Below are 17,995 nucleotides of genomic sequence, written 5' to 3' on the forward strand. Positions count from 1 at the left end.
GGGTGGGGCGGCGCCGCCCGGTCAGGCCACCGCGACGAACCGCACGCGGTCCGGGTCGATGCCGAGGAGCACGGTGTCGCCCGGACGGATCCCCGACGCATCTCCCGGAGCGACCTCCGCAGCGCCGTGCCCGGTGACGATCCGCACGCCCGTCGGGGTGGGCTCCAGGTGCGAGACCGTCGCCGCTGCCCCCTCCCCCAGCCGTGCGTCGGCGGCGCGGAAGACGGCGGCCAACGGGACGCCGTCGACGGCGGCGAGCGCGCGTGACGCGGCATCCGTCGACGAAAGCCGCAGACCCTCCCGCTCGAACCCTCCGCCCCGGGCGATGCCGACGACGCGTTCCAGGCCCGCGATCCTCGCGGCCACCTCGGTCGCGGGCGCCGCGAGCACCTCGCGCACGGGGCCCTCCTGCGTCACCGCGCCCCGCTCGACGATCACCAGGCGGTCCGCCAGCGCCGCGGCATCCACGGCGTCGTGGGTCACCGCGATCGTCGTGACCCCGTCGAGGCGTTCGCGCAGCATCGCGCGGATCTCCGACGCCGTCACCGCGTCGAGCGCGACGAGCGGCTCGTCGAGCAGGACGACCCGCGGCTGCGCGGCGAGCGCGCGCGCGACCGCGACGCGTTGCTGCTCCCCGCCCGACAGCTGCGTGGGGCGACGATCGCCCGCGCCCGGCAGCCCCACCCGCGCCAACCATTCGTCGGCGGAGGAACGGGCGACGGATGCCGAGACACCGGCCGCCCGCGGACCGAAGGCGACGTTCTCGCGCGCGGTCAAGTGCGGGAAGAGCCGGGCATCCTGGCCGAGCAGCACGATGCCGCGGTGCATCGGGGCGGTGCGGAGCCGCGGAGCGCGGTCGAGCACCCGCCCGTCGAGCGAGATCTCGCCGCCGTCGAGCGGCGTGAGCCCCGCGAGAGCATCGAGCAGGGTCGATTTCCCCGCACCGCTGCGGCCCATCACCGCGACGGTCTCGCCCCTCGCGACGTCGAGCTCTACGGCGACGTCGAAGTCGCGGCGACGCACGACGACCTGGGCGCGGAGCGCGGGGGCCACCTTCGCGGCAGGGGCCGAGGCGGCCGTCCCGGGCTCCGTCGACTGCGGCGTCTCTCCGGCTCCCCGTCGACGCTGTGCGGCATCCGGATCCGTCATCGCCCCACCCCCGGCCGCCACCCGCGCACGAGCAGCAGCACCGCGACCGCGGTCACCAGCAGCAGAAGAGACAGCGCCACGGCCGTGCCCTGCGAGACGCCCGCGCCGTTGAACGCCGTGTAGATGGCGAGCGGCATGGTCTGGGTCACGCCCGGTCGGTTGCCGGCGAACAGCGCGGTCGCCCCGAACTCGCCGATCGCACGGGCGAAGCACAGCACGACACCCGCGACGATCCCGGGCGCGGCCAGCGGCAGCGTCACGCGCCGCAGGATCGTCGCGCGCGATGCGCCGAGCGACGCCGCCGCCCGCTCGAACTCGACCCCCGTGCTGCGCAGCGCCCCCTCCACGGCGAGCACGAGGAACGGCAGCGCGACGAACACCTGCGCGAGCACCACGGCCGGCGTGGTGAAGGGCAGTCCGAGCGGGCCGAACCAGCCGTTGCGCCCGAACAGGTAGAGCAGCGCGACGCCCCCGACCATGGGCGGCAGCACGAGCGGCACGGTGACGAGGGCCCGCATCAGCGCCGCGACGCGGGCGGGGCTCCGCGCGATGAGGAGGGCGAGGGGAACGCCGACGACAGCGCACAGCGCCGTGGCCAGGGCCCCCGTCGACAGCGACAGGCCGAGGGCCGAGAGCGCGGCATCCGAGGTGATGTCGGTCCACAGCGTCGCCCACTCGACCCGCACGATGAGCGCGGTCAGCGGCACCAGCAGGAAGAGCAGCCCGATCACCGCCGGCACGATCAGCCAGCGCGGGACGAAACCTGCCGCTCTCACAGTGCCTGGAATCCCGCGTCAGCGAGGATCCGCTGTCCCTCCTGCGACAGGACGAAGGCGACGAACGCGGATGCCGCCTCGGGGTTCTGCGAATCCGTGAGCGCCGCGATCGGGTAACGGTTGACGACCGCGTCGGCGCCGTCGGGGACGATGGCCTCGACGTCGTCGCGGCCGACGACGTCGGTGGCGTAGACGAGACCCGCGTCGGCCTCGGCGGCAGCCACCTTGGTGAGCACCGCGGTGACGTTCTGCTCGGAGCTCGCGGGGCTCACGGTCACGCCCGCGTTCGACAGCAGGGTGAGCGAGGCGGCGCCGCACGGCACCTCGGGCGCGCAGAGCACGGTGGTGACCCCGGCGAGATCGGCGAGGGTCTGGACGCCGCCCGGGTTGCCCCGGGGCACGGCGATCACGAGGGTGTTGCCCGCGAAGATCTGGGGATCGGGCGCCTGAGCCGACACCTTGGCCATGTTCTTCTCATCGGCCGAGGCGAAGACGTCGGCGGGGGCGCCCTCGCCGATCTGCGTGGCGAGGGTGCTCGAGCCGTCGTAGACGGGGCTCACCATGACGCCCGGGTGCTCCTTCTCGAACGCCGTCGCGATCTCATCGAACGACCGCTGCAGCGACGCCGCGGCGTAGACCTCGACGGTCCCCGACAGGTCGTCGGACGAGGTGGATGCGGATGCCGTGGGAGCGGGCGCCGCGCTGGCGCACCCGGCGAGAACAGCTGCGGCACCCAGGAGGGCGAGAAGACGGACGGAGCGGGACATGGCATCCTTTCGGCGACGCCGGCGGGCCGCTCGTGCTCCAGTATTCCGCATCTGCGGAACCCCTGGCGCCATCGATCCGCTCGAGCGATGATCGGTTACCCGGGCGACACGTCCCCCACGTGCCGCGGTGAGACGCCCCCGCAGCGACCAACGCACCACCACGTCCTGAAAGGTGGACCGGCGAGTCCTGGCACGACGCCGATCGGCGCGGTAGGAACGGGGGATGCGAGCGACGACATGACCGACCTGATGGGGCTGGGCGATTTCCTCCAGCGACGCCGGGAGGCCCTGCAGCCCGAGGACGTCGGCCTCGGACGCGGTGCGCGGCGGCGCACGGCGGGTCTGCGGCGCGAGGAGGTCGCGCTGCTCAGCCACATGTCGACCGACTACTACGCCCGGCTCGAGCGCGGCACCGGCCCGACCCCGTCGGAGCAGATGCTGACCTCCCTCGCGCAGGGCCTTCACTTGAGCCTTGCGGAGCGCGACCATCTCTTCCGGCTCGCGGGACATCAACCGCCCGACCGCCACTCGGGGACGGAGCACGTCAGTCCCGCGATGCTGCGTGTCCTGGACCGACTGGACGACACCCCGGCCGAGATCGTCACCGAGCTCGGCGAGACGCTGCGTCAGAGCCGTCTGGGCATCGCCCTGCTCGGCGACGCCACCCGGCGCACGGGTCCGGCGCGCAGCGTCGGATACCGCTGGTTCACCGACCCGACGGCCCGCGCCGCCTATCCGTCCGACGAGGTGGCGGCGCTGTCACGCCTCTACGCGGCGGGACTGCGGGAGCTGGTGGCCGCGCGCGGCCCGGGTTCGCGTGCGGCCTCGCTCGCGGGCGACCTGCGCGAGTGCAGTGCGGAGTTCGCCGCACTGTGGGACGCGCACGAGGTCGGCGCCCGCCCGCCGGAGATCAAACGGTTCCACCACCCCGAGGTGGGGCACCTCGACCTGTCGTGCCAGACACTGCTCGACCCCGACCACTCCCACCGCCTGCTCGTCTACACGGCGCAGCCCGGGAGCGAGAGCGCCGAAAAACTCCGCCTGCTGGCGGTCATCGGTGCGCCCTCCACCGCTCCGCGCTGACAGTTCCCGCTCGACGCGGTCTGACGCCTCCCGCTCGACCAGTGCAGTCGCACGCCTCACGCATAAACACGATCGGTGCGCGGAAACACGCCGACGGAGCGTTTACGCGCACGGATCGCGTTTATGGCTGAGGGGCCGCGGCCGGCACCCACCTCGAACCGCCGCTCTGACGCAGCGCCAGACCGGCACCCACCGCGAGCCGGCGCTGGGACGCGGCGCCGCGGCGACCCCGCGGGCGTGCCCCGCACGGCGACGACCCCGCGGGCGTGCCCCGCACGGCGACGAACCCGCGCGTGCGGACGACGCGCGGCGCCGAGGGGTGGATCCCCGATCAGCGGCTGAGCGGGCACTGGCCCGCTCCGAGCGAGGGCGGGAGCATCGAGACATCGACGCGAAAGGACCGACCATGTCCCCCACCTCCTCCCCCCTCCGCGGCCGTCTGGCCGTCGTCACCGGCGCCAGCGACGGCATCGGCACGGTCATCGCGACGCGCCTCGCCTCTCTCGGCGCCGAGGTCGTGTTGCCCGTCCGCTCCCCCGAGAAGGGCCGCCGCGCGCTCGAGGCTGTCCGTCGAGAGGTCCCGGATGCCGTTGCCTCGACGCGCACGCTCGACCTCGCGAGCCTGGACTCGGTACACGCTCTCGCCACCGAGCTGCGCGGCGAGGGCAGACCCATTCACGTGCTCGTCAACAACGCGGGCGTCATGACCCCGCCGAACCGTCAGCAGACCGCCGACGGCTTCGAGCTGCAGTGGGGCACGAACCACCTGGGCCACGCGGCCCTCACCCTCGGGCTGCTCCCCCTTCTGCGCGAGGGCCACGCGCGCGTGGTGCACCAGACGAGCATCGCCGCCCGGCGGGGACGCCTGCGCGAGGACGCCATCGACGCCACCCCCTACAACGCACTCGCCTCCTACACGCAGTCGAAGATCGCCAACGGGCTGTTCGCGCAAGAGCTCGAACGCCGCAGCCGCGCCCACGGGTGGCAGATCACCAGCACGCTGGCGCACCCCGGCGTCTCACCCACCAACCTGCTCGCGGCACAACCCGGACTCGGCCGGTCGCGCGAACTCGGGACACGCCGTGTCATCCGGCTGCTCTCGCGCCTGCACATCACCGGCACCGTGCCGTCCGCGGCCGAACCGGCCGTGCTCGCCGCGACCGCTCCCGCGTCCCGTGGCGCATTCTTCGGACCCTCGCGGCTCATCGGCGGGCCCGCACGCCCTGTCGCGCTGTGGGAGCCCTTCCGCGACGCGGCCGACGCGCGGCGGCTCTGGGACCTCACCGCCGACGCCATCGGCCCGCGCTTCGCGGCCTGACGCGCGAGGGCACGGCCGCCCTGAAGCCTGTCGCGTGGTCTCGGCTGTGGGGGGCGTGACGCGCACTCGGCCGCGCGGAATACGCGGGCTCGCGTGCTTCAGCCGCGCGGAGCCTCCACGGTCACGACCGTCGCCTTCACTGACGCCACCGCGAGCGAGCCCGCCTCGAGCGCCAATTCCTTCGCCGCCTCAGCGGACATGAGCGAGACCACGCGGTGCGGGCCGCACTGCATGTCGACCTGCGCCATGACGCCGTCGATCTGCACGCGGGTGACGATCCCGACGAACCGGTTACGGGCGCTCGACGCGATTCCGGTCGGATCGTCGGGCTCATCGGCGAGGGCCACGGCGCGCTCGGCCAGCGCGGCGCCGGGGATCTCCACCGGGGATGCCCCGGTCGTCGGGAGCACGCCCTGGTCGATCCAGCGGCGCACCGTGTCGTCGCTCACGCCGAGTAGTCGAGCGGCCGTGGCGATGCGGAAGGCGTTCGGCATGTCCCGACCGTACCGGTCGGCCCGTCCGGCGTGCAGGGCCTCTCACCGGGGTGGACACGGGGCGACGACATCGGCGTGTTCCTCTGGGCAAGGCGACTTACCGCGCGGCATTTTCGCCTGCCGCTGTCTGACGGGTGCCGCGCTCGAGCCTGCTTGCTCTGCCGTGAGCGCCCGCGAGCCATCCCGCATCCGCCCCCACCCGCCCGCGGCTGACCTAGGCTCGACCCATGGATGCCGAGCACACGCACACGACGCCGGGTCCGGTGCCCGTGCCGCTCGGCGCCACCATCACCACGGCCGGCCCGGCCGCTCAGCTCGGCGCCGTGCGCACCACCGGTGTCCCCCGCCCGGCGGGAGGGCTGCGGCCCGGACCGCAGCGCGAACCCGGTGCCGTCCGCGCCACCGGCGCCCCGACGGAGGGCGGCCTGCTCGATCGTTTCAACCGCGTCGCGACCGACCTCCGCGTCTCGGTCATCGACAAGTGCAACCTCCGCTGCACGTACTGCATGCCGGCCGACGGGATGCCGTGGCTCCCGCAGACGCAGTTGATGACCGCCGACGAGATCCGGCGCATCGTGCGGGTCGCCGTGCAGTCGCTCGGGGCCGAAGAGCTCCGCATCACCGGCGGAGAACCTCTCGTGCGCAAGGATCTCGAGCACATCATCGCCGGCATCCGCGCCGACAACCCCGACCTGCCGATCGCCCTGACCACCAACGCCGTGGGCCTCGACCGCCGCGCCCAAGACCTCAAGGACGCCGGGCTCAGCCGCCTCAACGTCTCTCTCGACACCCTCCACCCCGAGACCTTCGCCGAACTCACCCGCCGCCCCCACCTCGACAAGGTGTTGGCCGGGCTCCAGGCCGCGCGCGCAGCGGGCCTCGGTCCGATCAAGATCAACGCCGTGCTGCTGCGCGGCATCAACGACACCGAGGTCGTACCGCTGGTCGATTGGGCGGTGTCGAACGGCTTCGAGATGCGTTTCATCGAGGACATGCCCCTCGACGGCGACCGCTCGTGGAGTGCGACCAACGTCATCGCGGCGCGCGACATCCGCTCCGCGATCGAAGAGGCCTTCACCCTGACCGCCGACCCGCGCGGTCGCGGCGCCGCCCCCGCCGAACGCTGGGAGGTGCGCCGCCACGGCGAGACCAGCCTCGCCGGACACGTCGGCATCATCTCGTCGGTCACCGAACCGTTCTGCGCCGCGTGCTCGCGCACGCGCATCACGGCCGACGGCCGCATCCGCTCGTGCCTCTTCTCGCATGAGGAGACCGATCTGCTCACCGCGCTCCGCGACGGCGCCGACGACGAGGGGATCGCGCAGATCTGGCGGGATGCCATGTGGGCCAAGCCCCGGGCGCACGGCTCCGATCGCGTCGGGCTCGCGCGTGCCGACTTCGTGCAGCCCGAGCGCACCATGAGCGCGATCGGCGGATGAGACCGCTCGTCGAGCCCGTGGCATTTCTCGCCCCGGAAGAACTCATCCGCACGGCCCGCCATGCGGTGCTGGCTGGTATCGGCGAAGAGGGGCAACGCCGCCTCGCCGGGGCGCGCATCGCCGTGGTGGGTGCGGGAGGGCTCGGCTCCCCCGTGCTGCTCTCGCTCGCCGCGGCCGGTGTGGGCGAGCTCGTGATCATCGACGACGACACGGTCGAGCGGACGAACCTGCAGCGCCAGCTCGCGCACCGCGTGGACGACATCGGCACCGCGAAGACGACCTCCGCCGCCCGCGCCGTGCGGGATCTGTCGCCGCTCACCGTGGTTCACGAACGCACCGTACGACTGACCTCCGACAATGCCCGTGAGCTTTTCGAGGGCGTGGACCTCGTCATCGACGGCAGTGACACCTTCGACACGCGCGAGGCCGTCGCCGCGAGCGCCGAGGCCCTCGGCATCCCCCTGGTCTGGGGTGCCGTGCAGGAGTGGTCGGCGCAGGTGACGGTGTTCTGGTCGCAGCCGCCGGAGGGACACGCTCCGGTCATCCTCGGCGACCTCTTCCCGCCCGGTTCCGCGGGAGAGCCCCCGACGTGCGCCCAGGTCGGCGTGCTCGGCTCCCTGTGCGTGCAGGCCGGCGGACTGCTCGCGACCGAGGCGATCAAGCTCGTCACGGGAGCGGGCGAGCCCCTCCTCGGGCGCCTCGTGGTCATCGACTCTTTGCGCGCCCGGCACGACGTCATCCCGCTCGTCCCGGCGAGGCGACCGTGAAGACTCACGGTGACTCCCGCGAAATGAACGCGGTGACGCCCCCGCGCCGGACGAAAGGCGCAAGTCAGCGCTGTCCGGGGGCGGCAAAGAACGTACGACAGGCTGCGGCGCGCGCCGCATCGGTTCGAAGGACTCTCACGTGACCGACCTCCTCACCGTCGAAGACCATCGCGCCCGCGTGCTCGCCGCCGTCGCCGTACTGCCCGCCGAGTCGGTGCCGCTGTCGGAGGCGTCGGGCCGGACCCTCGCCGAACCGGTGCTCGCCGCGCACGACCTCCCCGGCTTCGACAATTCCGCGATGGACGGCTTCGCGGTGCACTTCGCCGATTTCGAGGGGACGGATGCCGAGAACCCGGCGACCCTTCGCGTGATCGCCGATCTGCCGGCCGGTTCATCCGACGACCCGTCGATCGGCGAGGGCGAGGCGGTGCGCATCATGACGGGCGCGCCCGTCCCCGCCGACGCCGACGCGATCGTCCCGTTCGAAGACACCGCGGGGGGCCTCGCCGACTCCCTCGGTACCGTGACGGTGCTCCGGGCACCCGCGGCATCCGGAGTCTTCATCCGCCGTCGCGGCGGCGACACGCGCGCCGGCGATGTCGTCCTGTCGCCCGGTGAGCGCCTCGGCCCCTTCGCCCTGGGCGCCGCCGCGGCCGCGGGGGTCGACACGGTCGCCGTCACCCGCCGCCCCCGCGTCGCCGTCGTGTCCACCGGCAGCGAGCTCGTCGCCCCCGGCCGCACGCCCGGCCGCGGTCAGACGCCCGACTCGAATGCGACCCTGCTCGCGGCTGTCGTCGCCCGAGCCGACGCTGACGTCGAGCTCGTCGACCGTATCGGCGACGACCCCGCGGGAATCGACTCCGTGTTGGCACGCGCCGCCCGCGCCGATGTCGTGGTGTTCACCGGCGGGGTGAGTGCCGGGGCGTACGAGCCCGTGCGCCTGGCCCTGGCCGATCGCATCGCCTTCGACAAGGTCGCGATGCAGCCCGGCAAGCCGCAGGCTTTCGGCGTGCTCGACGACGGCCGCCTCGTCTTCGGACTCCCCGGCAACCCCGTGAGCGTGGCGGTGTCGTTCGAGGTTTTCGTGCGTCCCGCGCTCCTCGCCCTGCAGGGCCGCGCGAGCGTCGATCGGCCTCTCGCCCGGCTCACGGCATCCGAGAGCTGGACGACCCCGCTGGGCCGTCGCCAGTACCTCCCCGCCGTCGTGGACCTCGTCGCCGGCACCGTTCGCCCCGCCACGGCGGGCGGCTCCGGATCGCACCTGGCCGCCTCGCTGGCGCGCGCCGAGGCGTTCGCCATCGTCCCCGCCGAGGTGTCGACCGTCTCGGTGGGCGACCCGCTCGATGTCATGCTGATTCCATGACCTTCACGCACCTGGATGCCGCGGGCAACGCCCGCATGGTTGACGTCACGCTGAAGCAGCCCACCGTCCGAACCGCCACCGCGCGCGGCTTCGTCCGGTGCGCGCCCGAGGTCGTGGCGGCCCTCCGCGACGGCACCGCCCCGAAGGGCGATGTGCTGGCCGTGGCCCGTATCTCCGGCATCCAGGCCGCGAAGTCCACGCCCGCCCTCCTCCCCCTCGCCCATGTCATCGGCGTGCACCGCGCCTCGGTCGATCTGGCGATCACCGACGACGGCGTCGAGATCGAGGCCACCGTCGGCACCGCCGATCGCACGGGCGTCGAGATGGAGGCTCTCACGAGCGTCTCGGTCGCGGCCCTCGCGATCGTCGACATGGTGAAGGGGATGGACAAAGGCACCTTCATCGAGAACGTGCGCATCGTGTCGAAGACCGGCGGCAAGTCCGGCGACTGGATCCGTCCGGGAGAGCCCGCAGGCGCATCCCCCGCCGGAGCGGCTCCGACTGCCGACCCCGGGGTCGCCGGAGGCGCGCCCGCTGCCGCCCCGGCCTCGGGCGCCGACCACGGCGTCACGGGAGCATCCGCATGAGCGTGCGCGTGCGCTATTTCGCGGCCGCCGCCGAGGCCGCCGGAACAGATGCCGAAGAGCGCACCGAACCGGGACTCGCGGCGCTGCGCGCGGCGATGGTCGCCGACCACCCCGCTCTCGGCGGCATCCTGGGCCGCTGCGCCGTGCTCGTCGACGGAGAGCGTCGCGACGACGACGCCCCCTTCGCCGGGGTCGCGCACGTCGACGTGCTCCCGCCCTTCGCCGGCGGCTGACCCGGGTCCACACCTCGCACGAACGCGCGTTCCGCGCAGAATCCGCGGGGAAGCCTGAGAGGAAGCGCCCGACCTGCGAGAAAGCGGGGGTGCGCCGGGACGCCTACCCGCCCAGACCCTTCCACGCCGTCGTGCCGTCGGCCTCGACCTGACGCTTCCACACGGGCAGGTCGGTCTTGATGGTCTCGATCACCCGGCGGCAGACCTCGAACGCCTCCGCACGGTGACCGGATGCCACGGCGATCACGACCGCCGCCTCACCGACGCCGAGGCGACCCACGCGGTGGCTGACCGCGACGATCGCATCGGTGCCCTCGGCGGCCGTCTCGGCGATGCGCTGGAGAGCCTGCTCGGCGTCGGGATGCGCGCTGTATTCGAGCGCGATCACGGCCTCGGATGCGTCGGGGTCGGTGTCGCGTACGCGACCGACGAAGGTGGTCACCGCTCCCGAGGACGCGTCTTCGACGGCGTCGAGGTGGGCGTCGAGATCGAGCGGTGTCTCCGACAGGCGGGCGAGACGTACCGCGCCCCGGGCCGGCGGATCAGACGGCGCGTGGGTGTCGGGCGTGGTCATGCGTGGTCTCCTCCGGCGAGTTGGTCGAGCACGTGCGGCGCGATCTCGGCGACCACCGCGATCCCGGATGCCACGGCCCGGGTCGAACCGGGCAGGTTGACGATCAGCACGCCCGGGTCGACGATGCCGGCGAGCCCCCGGGAGATGATCGAGAGAGGGGTGTCGGACAAGCCGCGGCGGCGCAGTTCCTCGGCGATGCCGGGCAGCTCGCGCTCCAGCACGCGCGCGGTCCCCTCGGGCGTCCGGTCGCGCGGGGCGATACCCGTGCCGCCGGTCGTGACGACGAGCCCGGGGCCGGCCGCGACGGCCGCGCGCAGGGCGGTCTCCACGCTGTCGGCACCGTCGGGGACGACGATCGCCTCGGCGCACTCGAAGCCGGCCTCTCGCAGGAGCGAGACGGCGAGCGGCCCGCCGCGGTCTTCGCGGAGTCCCGCGGCGGAACGGTCGGACACGGTGATCACCCGGGCGGCATGCGGCACGGGATCAGCCTAGGCGCGCCGGCCACGCGACCGGGGAACCGACATCACCCGCCGATCGTCTCGACCTCGGGCACCTCGGGCGCGATCCGGCCCGCCTCGGACTGCGGTTCGGGGTCTTCTCGCTGAACGTGCTCGGCGGCGGCGGTGATGCGCTGCGCCATGCCGCTGAAGATCAGGCCGTGGAAGGGGAGGACGGCGAGCCAGTAGAGCCGCCCGGCGAGGCCTGTGGGGAAGAACAGCGCCCGCTGGTCGAAGCGCGCGCCGTCGCCCTCGGGGGTCGCACGCAGCTCGAGCCACGCGCCCCCTGGAACCTTCATCTCGGCGCGCAGCCGCAGGAGATGGCCGGGTTCGATCGCTTCGACACGCCAGAAGTCCAGGGCATCGCCGACGGTGACGACCGATCGACTCCGGCGTCCGCGAGCGAGGCCCACCCCGCCCACGAGCCGGTCCATCCATCCGCGGATCGCCCACAGCAGCGGCGAGGAGTACCAGCCGTTCTCTCCGCCGATCCCCTCGATCACCGACCAGAGCTGCTTGGCGTTCGCCGTCGTGGTCATCGAGCGCTTGTCGGTGTAGACCAGGCGACCGGCCCAATCGGGGTCGCTCGGCAGCGGGTCGCTCGGAACGCCGGAGACCTCGGCATCCAGCCAGCTGGTCTCGATGTCGTCGTTGTTCACGCGACGCATCGCCAAGCGGACCGCCTCGCGGTAAGGCATGAGTCCCGCCTCGGGACGCGGGATCAGGTCGTCGACCGCCCGGTCTTTGACGACGCAGTCGTTCTGCAGCGACTCCACCAGCGGACGGGCGATCGACTTGGGGATCGGCGTGACGAGGTTGACCCAGTGCGACGCGAGACGGGGCGTGAGCACCGGCAGCGATGCGATCGGGCGCTGGTTCAGACCCGCCTCGAGGGCGTAGCCGTTCATCATCTGGCCGTAGCGCAGCACGTCGGGTCCGCCGATATCAACGGCCCTGTTGACGTTGGGCGCCACGCGCGCCGCCCCGAGCAGATAGTGCAGCACGTCGCGCACCGCGATGGGCTGGATGTGATTGCGCACCCACTTCGGCGCGGGCATGTACGGCAGCACGTCGGTGAGGTGGCGCACCATCTCGAACGAGGCGGAGCCCGAGCCGATGACGACGCCGGCCTGCAGCACCAGGGTGGGCACGCCGCTGGCCATCAGGATGTCGCCCACCTCGACGCGGGAGCGCAGGTGAGCCGACAGGGTCGCGTCGAGCGGGTGCAGGCCGCCGAGGTACACGATGCGGTGGACGGATGCCGCGACCGCCGCATCGGCGACCGTCTGCGCCGCACGCCGGTCGGTGCTCTCGAAGTCGCGGCCGCCGCCCATCGAGTGGATCAGGTAGTAGATGACGTCGACGTCGCTCACGGCCTCTGCCACGGCCGAGGCGTCGGTCGCATCGCCCTGCACCACCTCGACGTCGTCGCCCCACGGGAACGCCGCCGCACGCCGGGGGTCGCGCGCGAGGACGCGCACGCGGTAGCCCGCCGCGATGAGACGTGGAACGAGGCGCCCGCCCAGATAACCGGTGGCGCCGAGCACGAGGGCGCGCGGTGCCGAACCGTCGTCGCGGGGCTGCGCGACGAGGGCGGGTTCGCGGCCGGTGGGTGTGGTCAGCTCGCTCATGCCCGACACCGTACGCCGGGCCTCCGACATCGCCGGGGGCTTGACGGCGGCGCTAGGGTGTTCGCGTGATTGACGCCTCCCCCGGCCCGCTCGCCGAGGCCCCCGCCGGATCCTTTCGCGGTCGCCTCGAAGCAGGGGCTCGCCGGTGGTTGGGCATCCGCTACGGCCAGGCGCCCGTCGACGACCTCCGCTGGCGCGCGCCGCGCGCCGCGCCCGATGCGGAGCACGAGATCGACGCCGCCGCCTTCGGCGCGGCGTGCCCGCAACCGTCCAGTCCCCTTCCGCTCGGCGACGGCGTCGCGCAGCACGAGGACTGCCTGTTCCTCAACGTCTGGTCTCCGGATGCCGAGACCCCGACGCCGCGCCCGGTGATGGTGTGGGTGCACGGCGGCGCCTACGTGTTCGGCGCCGCGAGCCAGCGCACCTACGACGGCGCTCGTCTGGCCGTGGTGGGCGACGTGATCGTGGTGACCCTGAACTACCGCCTCGGCACCCTCGGCTTCCTCGGCGTAGACGCGGCACTCCCGGGCGCGGGTTTCGACGGCAATCTCGGCCTCCGCGATGTGCTCCTCGCCCTCGCCTGGGTACAGCGCAGCATCTCCGCGTTCGGCGGCGATCCCGCTCGCGTGACGCTGTTCGGCGAGTCGGCGGGCGGCGGCGTCGTCACGACGCTGTTGGCGACGCCATCGGCATCCGGACTCTTCCACCGCGCCATCGCGGAGTCGTCGCCGGCGTCGAGCGTCTACGGCCGCGAGCGGGCGGGCAAGGTCGCGACGCGGTTCGTCCGGTCGCTCGGCGTCGACCCGGATGCGCCCGACGCCGCCCGCGCGCTCGGTGAGATGAGCCCCGCGACGCTGGCGGCGGCCGGTCAACGACTCTTCGCCGAGGTCCCCGAGCACGACCCCGGGACCCTCGCGTTCGCCCCCGTCGTCGACGGCGACCTCGTGCCCGAGACGCCCGTGACGGTGCTGCGGGAGGGGCGAGGACTCCCCGTGCCCCTGATGATCGGGACGAACAAAGACGAGGCGTCGCTGTTCGCCTACATGAAGTCGCCCCTCATCCCCGTCACCGGCGAGCGCATCGAGCGCATGTTCGCCGATATGGCCGCCGAGAACCCCGACGTCGTGCTGCCGGAGCGCTCGCAGGTGCTCGCCGCCTATGAGCACGTCCGCCATCGGGCGCTGGGCCTCGGCATCGCCGGCGACATCGGCTTCCGCCTGCCGACACTCTGGGTGGCCGAGGGCCACGCGGCCGTCGCGCCCGTGCACCTCTACCGCTTCGACCACTGCACGCCGTTCTTCCGGCTCGTGCGCCTCGGCGCCACCCACGGCAGCGAGTTGATCTACGTGTGGGGCAACCTCGACGGCGGGCCGAAGGACCTCACATTCCGCCTCGGCGGACGCCGCACCGGCGAGGAGCTGGCGACGCGGATGCAGCAGCGCTGGAGTGCCTTCGCGCACGGCCGCGCGCCGTCGGCATCCGATGCTCCCGACTGGCCCGCGTTCACCGTCGACTCCCGCGCGACGCTCGTCATCGACCGGCAGGACCGCGTCGTCGACGACCTCGACGCCGACCTCCGGCGCGCGTGGGGCGACGACGTGCTGGCGTTCCGGTAGCACGGTGCCGTCCGCGGCGCCCCGACTGGCGACTTCGCCGCGATCGGGGTAGGGGTAGAAGGGTGAACGAGAATCGCCCCTCGGCATCCCCCTCCCCCCGCCTCGAGGTCGACGACGTCATCGTCGTCGACACGAAACGCGTGCGCACGGCCATCGGCGGCACCGTCGTCGGCAACTTCATGGAGTGGTTCGACTTCGGTATCTACGGCTACCTCGCGTTGACCCTCACCGCGGTGTTCGCCTCGGACGTCCCCGACCCGTGGGGGCTGCTGGTCACCCTCCTCGGTTTCGCCATCTCGTTCCTCGTCCGCCCCTTCGGAGGCTTCGTCCTCGGTCCCCTCGGCGACCGCATCGGTCGGCAGAAGGTGCTGTTCCTCACGATGGCGATGATGGCGACCGCGACCGCCCTCATCGGCATCCTGCCCACCTCCGCCCAGATCGGGCTGTGGGCGATCGTGCCGCTGTATCTGCTGAAGATGGTGCAGGGTTTCTCCACCGGCGGCGAGTACGCCGGTGCGACCACCTACGTCTCGGAGTTCTCCCCCGACCGCCGCCGCGGCTTCTGGTCGTCGTGGCTCGACGTGGGCTCGTACGTCGGCTTCGCCGCGGGCGCGTCGGCCGTGGCCCTGACGACCGCGATCACCACCTCGATCTCGGGCGAGAACGCCATGGTCGACTACGGCTGGCGCATCCCGTTCCTGCTCGCGATCCCGCTGGGCATCGTGGCGATCTACTTCCGCCTGCGCATCCCCGAGACGCCCGCCTTCGAGCAGGCCGGCACCCACGAGGCCGACGCCGACGACCCGATGGCCCGCCAGGGCCTGGTCGGCATCGTGCGACACCACTGGCGCGCCCTGCTGATCGGCATCGCCCTGGTGGCCGCCACCAACACCGCCGGCTACGCGCTGACCAGTTACATGCCCACCTATCTCGAGAAGGAGGTCGGCGTCTCCAACATCGCCGCCGCCGTCGCGACGGTCCCCGTGCTGCTGGTGATGTCGGCGTCGCTCCCGCTGATCGGGCGCCTCAGCGACCGCATCGGCCGGAAGCCCGTCTACGCGATCGCCGCGGGGTCCGCGCTCGTCCTTCTGGTGCCGGCGTTCCTCATCATGCAGATCGGGGAGCTCTGGGCGGTCATGATCGCGCTCTGCATGGCGGCGGTGCCGGTGGCCTTCTACGTGGCGATCTCGGCATCCGCCCTGCCCGCGCTGTTCCCCACCGCGTCGCGCTTCGGCGCCATGGCCGTGGCCTACAATGTCGCCGTGTCCCTGTTCGGCGGAACGACGCCCCTGTTCAGTCAGGCCCTCATCGACTGGACCGGCAACACCCTCATGCCCGCGTTCTACATCATGTTCTTCGCCGCCCTGGGGCTCGTCGCACTGCTCTCGATGCGCGAGACCGCCCGGCGCCCTCTGCTCGGCTCGTTGCCGACGGTGGAGACCCCCGCCGAGGCGGAGGCGGTCGTTGCACGGCAGGATCGCGACCCGCTCATCGACACCTCGACCATGCCGCTGGCGGTCCGTCGCCCCTGACCCCGCGCCCCGTCGCCGCCGGATCCGGGCCGAGGCCCCACGCCGCCCGCGCAGAATCGGCCGGATCCCACGGAATCGGATGCCACACCCTCCGGCATCCGATTTCGTGACGGTCCCCCGACACGGTGACGCGCGCACGTCACCGGTGCGGAGCCCTCAGCGTCGGCGACTGTTGCCGAACAGGCCGCGGATCACGCCCGAGACGATGCTCTTCGTCGCGCCGCGTCCGAGCAGTCCGTCGAGCCCCGGCGCGGGGGTGCTCGCGCGGCTCCGTGGCGCCGCCGTGGACTTCAGGATCCGGTCGTACTCCTGCTGCGCCTTCTTCTGCGCGGCGGCGTTCTCCTTGTCGATCGCGGCCTTCTGCTTGGCGTACTCGGCCTCGTCGGCTGCGGCCTTCTTCGCCCGTTCCTCCGCCTCGCGCGCCGCGGTCGCCGCCTGCATGCGCGCGCCGAGGATCTCGCGCGCCGACTCACCGTCGATGGGCGTTCCGTAGGTGGAGAAGAGGGGGGATGCCGACACGGCCGACGCCATCGCCTCGGCGGCGATCGGCGACATCGACGCGCGCGGCGCGAAGATGCGGGTCCAGGCGACGGGGGTCGGAGCCCCCCTCTCGCTCATGACCGTGATGATCGCCTCGCCCGTTCCGAGTTCCTGCAGCACGCGCTCGAGGTCGTAGCCGGAGTCGGGGTACGTGCGAACCGACGCGCGCAGCGCCTTGGCGTCATCGGGGGTGAACGCGCGCAGGGCGTGCTGCACGCGCGAGCCCAGTTGGGCGAGGACGTCGCCAGGCACGTCCTTCGGCGTCTGCGTGACGAAGAACACGCCCACGCCCTTGGAGCGGATCAGGCGCACGGTCTGCGTGATCGCGGCGAGGAACGCCTTCGACGCGTCCCGGAAGAGCAGGTGCGCCTCGTCGAAGAAGAACACGAGCTTGGGCTTGTCGACGTCGCCCACCTCGGGCAGCACCTCGTAGAGCTCGGCGAGCAGATACATGAGGAAGGTGGAGTACAGCTCCGGTCGGGATGCCACATTGGGCACCTCCAGCAGACTCACGATGCCGACGCCCGCGGCATCCGTCCGCAGGAAGACGCGTACGTCGAGCTCGGGCTCGCCGAAGAACGACTCCGCGCCCGCGGCCGAGAAGGCGACCAGCTCGCGCAGGATCACCCCCGCCGTGGCGGCCGACAGCCCGCCGATCCCCTTGAGCTCGGCCTTGCCCTCGTCGCCGGTGAGATAGGTCAGCACGGCGCGCAGGTCCGACAGGTCGACCAGGGCGAGGCCCTTCTCGTCGGCGTAGTGGAAGACGAGTCCGAGGCTCGACTCCTGAGTGGCGTTCAGGCCCAGCACTCGGCTGAGCAGCAGGGGGCCGAAGCCCGACACCGTCGCCCGCACCGGGATGCCCGAGCCGACGTCGTCGCCCAGCGCGTAGAACTCCGTCGGGAACGCACGCGGCGACCATTCCTGGCCGAGGGCGGCCGTGCGCGCGGCGAGCTTCTCGCTCGGGATTCCGGGGGCGGCGACGCCGGAGAGGTCCCCCTTGATGTCGGCGGCGAACACCGGCACACCGTTCTCCGACAGTTGTTCGGCGAGCAGCTGCAGCGTGCGCGTCTTGCCGGTGCCCGTCGCCCCCGCCACGAGGCCGTGGCGGTTGACCATGGCGAGGGGGATGCGCACGGGAACGGATGCCACCGGCCCGCCGTTCACCAGCACTCCAAGGTCGAGCGCCGCGCCGTCGGCGGCGTACCCCGCGGCGATGCCGGCGACCTGCGACGGCGTGAGGGGAGCATCGGATGCCGCGGATGCGACAGGCACCGACGCGGCGGGGGTCGCTGCCGGCGCCGCGTCCTGTGCGGCGCGGTTCGCCCCGACGGTCTCGGCCGGTGCCGGGTCGGCGGTGGGGGCCGGGTCGGCGGTCGCGCCCGGGTCGGCGCCGTCCGCGGCGCCCTCTCCCGATGCCCCGCCGGCCACTGCCGCGCCGTCGGCTGCCCCGCCGCCCGCGGCGCGGACGCGTGCGGCTGCCGCCGCGGCCTCCGCCGCCGCGAGGTCGGCCCGAGCGCGGGCGAGGCGCAGCTCGGCCTCGGCCGCGTCGGCCTCGGCTCTGAGCCGTGCCACCTCCGCATCCGCGGCGGAGGGAACGGGGGCTGCGTCGCCGGGCTCGCTCATGGGCGT

General features: G+C 72.9%; 16 protein-coding genes and 1 pseudogene. 9 read left to right on the plus strand and 8 right to left on the minus strand.

The features are described 5' to 3' along the window. Positions 1-21: 21 nt before the first annotated feature. The 3 genes from QRO03_RS03680 to modA are packed head-to-tail and all read right to left on the minus strand — an operon-like array spanning position 22 to position 2,692. Complete coding sequence (locus tag QRO03_RS03680) at positions 22-1,149, minus strand: sulfate/molybdate ABC transporter ATP-binding protein (RefSeq protein WP_285136168.1); 1,128 nt, start codon at positions 1,147-1,149, stop codon at positions 22-24. Further along, complete coding sequence (gene modB / locus QRO03_RS03685; protein ID WP_285136169.1) at positions 1,146-1,925, minus strand: molybdate ABC transporter permease subunit; 780 nt, start codon at positions 1,923-1,925, stop codon at positions 1,146-1,148. Before modB ends, QRO03_RS03680 begins: the two co-directional genes overlap by 4 nt. Then, entirely contained in the window at positions 1,922-2,692 is a 771-nt protein-coding gene (gene modA, locus QRO03_RS03690; RefSeq protein ID WP_285136170.1) for a molybdate ABC transporter substrate-binding protein, read from the minus strand. The genes modB and modA overlap by 4 nt, the downstream gene beginning before the upstream one ends. Before the next feature lie 237 nt (positions 2,693-2,929). Between modA and QRO03_RS03695 the strand changes: the two genes are divergently transcribed. Both QRO03_RS03695 and QRO03_RS03700 read left to right on the plus strand, forming a co-directional pair. Then, positions 2,930-3,775, plus strand: a complete 846-nt coding sequence (locus tag QRO03_RS03695; RefSeq protein WP_285136171.1) for a helix-turn-helix transcriptional regulator — start codon at positions 2,930-2,932, stop codon at positions 3,773-3,775. A 406-nt stretch (positions 3,776-4,181) separates the two neighbouring features. Then, positions 4,182-5,093, plus strand: coding sequence for an SDR family oxidoreductase (locus QRO03_RS03700; RefSeq protein WP_285136172.1), 912 nt, complete (start codon positions 4,182-4,184; stop codon positions 5,091-5,093). 98 nt (positions 5,094-5,191) lie between these two features. Here the strand turns inward: QRO03_RS03700 and QRO03_RS03705 are convergent, their stop codons facing one another. Next, the gene (locus QRO03_RS03705) at positions 5,192-5,587 is read right to left on the minus strand and encodes a TOBE domain-containing protein (RefSeq protein ID WP_285136173.1); all 396 of its coding nucleotides are present in this window, start codon (positions 5,585-5,587) and stop codon (positions 5,192-5,194) included. 227 nt (positions 5,588-5,814) lie between these two features. On the opposite strand from QRO03_RS03705, the gene moaA reads away from it, so the two are divergent. From moaA to QRO03_RS03730, 5 genes and pseudogenes are all read left to right on the plus strand, one after another. Beyond that, positions 5,815-7,026: a GTP 3',8-cyclase MoaA gene (gene moaA, locus QRO03_RS03710; RefSeq protein WP_285136174.1), complete on the plus strand. Its 1,212-nt coding sequence runs from the start codon at positions 5,815-5,817 to the stop codon at positions 7,024-7,026. Positions 7,027-7,043: 17 nt separating this feature from the next. Then, positions 7,044-7,793 (plus strand): HesA/MoeB/ThiF family protein, encoded by a 750-nt coding sequence (locus QRO03_RS03715; RefSeq protein ID WP_285136175.1) that lies wholly within the window; start codon positions 7,044-7,046, stop codon positions 7,791-7,793. A 139-nt stretch (positions 7,794-7,932) separates the two neighbouring features. Next, on the plus strand, positions 7,933-9,156 hold the full coding sequence (locus QRO03_RS03720; protein ID WP_285136176.1) for a molybdopterin molybdotransferase MoeA: 1,224 nt from the start codon (positions 7,933-7,935) through the stop codon (positions 9,154-9,156). Continuing rightward, positions 9,153-9,623: pseudogene (gene moaC / locus QRO03_RS03725) on the plus strand (cyclic pyranopterin monophosphate synthase MoaC); the annotation flags it as partial. The gene QRO03_RS03720 and the pseudogene moaC, both read left to right, overlap by 4 nt. A gap of 116 nt (positions 9,624-9,739) precedes the next feature. Continuing rightward, the gene (locus QRO03_RS03730) at positions 9,740-9,976 is read left to right on the plus strand and encodes a MoaD/ThiS family protein (RefSeq protein WP_285136177.1); all 237 of its coding nucleotides are present in this window, start codon (positions 9,740-9,742) and stop codon (positions 9,974-9,976) included. A gap of 103 nt (positions 9,977-10,079) precedes the next feature. Here QRO03_RS03730 and QRO03_RS03735 read toward each other — a convergent pair whose 3' ends face one another. The 3 genes from QRO03_RS03735 to QRO03_RS03745 are packed head-to-tail and all read right to left on the minus strand — an operon-like array spanning position 10,080 to position 12,678. Then, positions 10,080-10,550, minus strand: coding sequence for a molybdenum cofactor biosynthesis protein MoaE (locus QRO03_RS03735; protein WP_285136178.1), 471 nt, complete (start codon positions 10,548-10,550; stop codon positions 10,080-10,082). Next, positions 10,547-11,029, minus strand: coding sequence for a MogA/MoaB family molybdenum cofactor biosynthesis protein (locus QRO03_RS03740; protein ID WP_285136179.1), 483 nt, complete (start codon positions 11,027-11,029; stop codon positions 10,547-10,549). Before QRO03_RS03740 ends, QRO03_RS03735 begins: the two co-directional genes overlap by 4 nt. Before the next feature lie 44 nt (positions 11,030-11,073). Beyond that, positions 11,074-12,678: an SDR family oxidoreductase gene (locus QRO03_RS03745; protein ID WP_285136180.1), complete on the minus strand. Its 1,605-nt coding sequence runs from the start codon at positions 12,676-12,678 to the stop codon at positions 11,074-11,076. A 65-nt stretch (positions 12,679-12,743) separates the two neighbouring features. Here QRO03_RS03745 and QRO03_RS03750 point away from each other — a divergent pair, with 65 nt between their 5' ends. Both QRO03_RS03750 and QRO03_RS03755 read left to right on the plus strand, forming a co-directional pair. Further along, complete coding sequence (locus QRO03_RS03750; protein WP_285136181.1) at positions 12,744-14,294, plus strand: carboxylesterase/lipase family protein; 1,551 nt, start codon at positions 12,744-12,746, stop codon at positions 14,292-14,294. Positions 14,295-14,356: 62 nt separating this feature from the next. Next, a complete protein-coding gene (locus tag QRO03_RS03755) occupies positions 14,357-15,826 on the plus strand; it encodes an MFS transporter (RefSeq protein WP_285136182.1) in 1,470 nt (489 codons plus the stop codon). Between the two features lie 156 nt (positions 15,827-15,982). Here the strand turns inward: QRO03_RS03755 and QRO03_RS03760 are convergent, their stop codons facing one another. Then, positions 15,983-17,989, minus strand: coding sequence for a helicase HerA-like domain-containing protein (locus QRO03_RS03760; RefSeq protein ID WP_285136183.1), 2,007 nt, complete (start codon positions 17,987-17,989; stop codon positions 15,983-15,985). Between the last annotated feature and the right edge of the window lie 6 nt (positions 17,990-17,995).

The sequence above is a fragment of the Microbacterium sp. lyk4-40-TSB-66 genome, from assembly GCF_030209475.1.
GTDB lineage: Bacteria > Actinomycetota > Actinomycetes > Actinomycetales > Microbacteriaceae > Microbacterium.

Coding starts and splice junctions, on each gene's coding strand:
- QRO03_RS03680 (WP_285136168.1), bottom strand. CDS start 1,149: ATGACGGATCCGGATGCCGCACAGCGTCGACGGGGAGCCGGAGAGACG.
- modA (WP_285136170.1), bottom strand. CDS start 2,692: ATGTCCCGCTCCGTCCGTCTTCTCGCCCTCCTGGGTGCCGCAGCTGTT.
- QRO03_RS03695 (WP_285136171.1), top strand. CDS start 2,930: ATGACCGACCTGATGGGGCTGGGCGATTTCCTCCAGCGACGCCGGGAG.
- QRO03_RS03700 (WP_285136172.1), top strand. CDS start 4,182: ATGTCCCCCACCTCCTCCCCCCTCCGCGGCCGTCTGGCCGTCGTCACC.
- QRO03_RS03705 (WP_285136173.1), bottom strand. CDS start 5,587: ATGCCGAACGCCTTCCGCATCGCCACGGCCGCTCGACTACTCGGCGTG.
- moaA (WP_285136174.1), top strand. CDS start 5,815: ATGGATGCCGAGCACACGCACACGACGCCGGGTCCGGTGCCCGTGCCG.
- QRO03_RS03730 (WP_285136177.1), top strand. CDS start 9,740: ATGAGCGTGCGCGTGCGCTATTTCGCGGCCGCCGCCGAGGCCGCCGGA.
- QRO03_RS03735 (WP_285136178.1), bottom strand. CDS start 10,550: ATGACCACGCCCGACACCCACGCGCCGTCTGATCCGCCGGCCCGGGGC.
- QRO03_RS03745 (WP_285136180.1), bottom strand. CDS start 12,678: ATGAGCGAGCTGACCACACCCACCGGCCGCGAACCCGCCCTCGTCGCG.
- QRO03_RS03760 (WP_285136183.1), bottom strand. CDS start 17,989: ATGAGCGAGCCCGGCGACGCAGCCCCCGTTCCCTCCGCCGCGGATGCG.